The organism is Bradyrhizobium sp. ORS 375 (assembly GCF_000239775.1).
Taxonomy (GTDB): Bacteria; Pseudomonadota; Alphaproteobacteria; order Rhizobiales; family Xanthobacteraceae; genus Bradyrhizobium.
In genome coordinates this window covers 1-1,569 of sequence record NZ_CAFI01000232.1, presented here as the reverse complement: position 1 = coordinate 1,569, position 1,569 = coordinate 1, and the positions used below count along the sequence as shown (strand labels likewise).

Annotated in this window: 1 protein-coding gene and 1 pseudogene; both read right to left on the bottom strand. The window is 68.6% G+C overall.

Annotated features, from left to right (window positions below):
- Positions 1-116, bottom strand: a pseudogene (locus BRAO375_RS36395) (NAD(P)H-dependent glycerol-3-phosphate dehydrogenase); the annotation flags it as partial.
- A gap of 213 nt (positions 117-329) precedes the next feature.
- Positions 330-1,397 carry a tRNA (adenosine(37)-N6)-threonylcarbamoyltransferase complex transferase subunit TsaD gene (gene tsaD / locus BRAO375_RS18780; protein WP_009029038.1) on the bottom strand — a complete coding sequence of 356 codons (1,068 nt, stop codon included), beginning with the start codon at positions 1,395-1,397 and terminating at the stop codon, positions 330-332.
- Positions 1,398-1,569 lie beyond the last annotated feature (172 nt).

The window sequence follows — 1,569 nt, the reverse complement described above, 5'->3', positions numbered from 1 at the left end:
TCGGCGTCGCGTGCGTGGAGCGTGACGTCACGGCCGGCGCGCGCGGCGACGGCGGCGAGCGCAGTGCCCCAGGCACCGGCGCCGATGACGGAAATGGTTTGGAAGCGGGTCGACACGGGCGGTCTCAGTTCCACCTCTCCCCGTCCTTACGGGGCCGCGACGAGCTTCGCTCGCGCTGGGAGAGGCAGCCCCACCCACCGACCGTGCGGAGAGCCCCCCTCACCCGAATCGCATCTGGCGATGCGATTCGGCCTCTCCCCGCGCACGGGGAGAGGCTTGAGAGTACCTCGCGCACGAGCGACGCGTGGGGGAGCACTCCAGCCATGTCGTCAAAACCCCGCGCGGGTGTTCGCGAACTTGCCCGGCACCTGCGCATTCGCATCCAAGAGCCAGCGGGCGCGCGGCGCGGCGTCCATGCTGTCGGTCATGCCGAGCGCGAGGCGCTCCAGTCCGGCCCAGGCGATCATCGCGCCATTGTCGGTGCACAGCGCCGGCGGCGGCATGATCAGCCGCGTGCCGGCCTTTGTCGCGACGTCATCGAGAGCGCCACGGATCGCCTGGTTGGCGGCCACGCCGCCGGCCGCGACCAGCGCGGTGGGCGCGCCGAACCGCTGCTTGAACAGATCGAGGCCGACGCGCAGACGATCGGCGGTCGACTCCAGCACCGCGGCCTGGAAGCTGGCGCAGAGATCGGCGGTGTCCTGCTCGCTGACGCTTTCTAGCCGGCCGATCTCGTTGCGCACGGCGGTCTTCAGGCCGGACAGGGAGAAATTGGCATCGCTGCGGCCCTGCATCGGACGCGGAAACGCAAAGCGCTGGGCGTCGCCATTGCGCGCGGCCTGCTCGACCTGCGGCCCGCCGGGATAGGGCAGTCCGAGCATCTTCGCCACCTTGTCGAACGCCTCGCCCATCGCGTCGTCGACCGTGGTGCCGAGCCGCACATAATCGCCGACGCTGGCGACGGCGACGATCTGGGTGTGACCGCCGGAGGCAAGGAACAGGCAGTAGGGAAAGTCGATTGCATCGGTGAGGCGCGGCGTCAGCGCATGCGCCTCGAGATGGTTGACCGCAATCAGCGGCGTGTCATGCACCAGAGCGATCGCCTTGGCCGTGGTGAGCCCGACGATGACGCCGCCGATCAGGCCGGGACCGGCCGCCGCGGCGACACCGTCGAGCGCGGCGTAGTCGATGCCCGCTTCGCGCATGGCGGCGTCGATGAGATGATCGAGCATGTCGACATGGGCGCGCGCAGCGATCTCGGGAACCACGCCGCCATAGATGGCGTGCTCGTCGGTCTGCGAGCGCACCACATTCGAAAGGATTGTCCCCTTGCCGTCCGAATCACGGGAGACCACGGCTGCGGCGGTCTCGTCGCAGGTGGTTTCGATGCCGAGCACGAGCGTTTGCGAGTCGTTACCCAATCTCAACCCTTTGGTCATTATGTGTGCGCGAAACCGCCTAACACCACGAGGTCGCCAGGTGCAATCACCACGCCGTTGCAGCCCGGCCGATCCGTATTCGACGGGAGCATAGCACATGGCCGTGCTGGTGACCCGTCCCGCCCCGACA